Source organism: Pseudomonas sp. 51_B (assembly GCF_017491595.1).
Classification (GTDB): Bacteria; Pseudomonadota; Gammaproteobacteria; order Pseudomonadales; family Pseudomonadaceae; genus Aquipseudomonas; species Aquipseudomonas promysalinigenes.
The window spans coordinates 1-502 of the sequence record NZ_JAFGYW010000216.1 but is presented as its reverse complement, the minus strand read 5'-3'; the positions used below and the strand labels follow the sequence as shown (position 1 = coordinate 502).

Below are 502 nucleotides of genomic sequence, written 5' to 3'. Positions count from 1 at the left end.
CTCCCGGCCGATCGTGAAGCACAGCTTCATGATCAAGCACGCTTCGGAAATCCCGGAAGTCATGAAGAAGGCCTTCTACCTGGCGCAATCCGGTCGTCCGGGCCCGGTCGTGGTTGACATCCCGAAAGACATGACCAACCCGGCCGAAAAGTTCGAATACGTTTTTCCGAAAAAAGCCAAGCTGCGCTCCTACAGCCCGGCCGTTCGCGGTCACTCCGGGCAGATCCGCAAAGCAGCGGAAATGTTGTTGGCGGCCAAGCGCCCGGTGCTGTACTCCGGCGGCGGCGTGATTCTCGGCAATGGCTCCGCGCAACTGACCGAACTGGCAAAAATGCTCAACCTGCCGGTGACCAACACCTTGATGGGTCTGGGCGCATTCCCTGGCACTGACCGTCAGTTCATCGGCATGCTGGGTATGCACGGCAGCTATACCGCGAACCTGGCGATGCACCATGCCGACGTGATTCTCGCAGTGGGCGCCCGCTTCGACGATCGGGTGATC

General features: G+C 60.4%; 1 pseudogene. It reads left to right on the top strand.

Going from position 1 to position 502, the window contains the following annotated elements:
- Positions 1-502, top strand: a pseudogene (locus J5M56_RS24475) (thiamine pyrophosphate-binding protein); the annotation flags it as partial.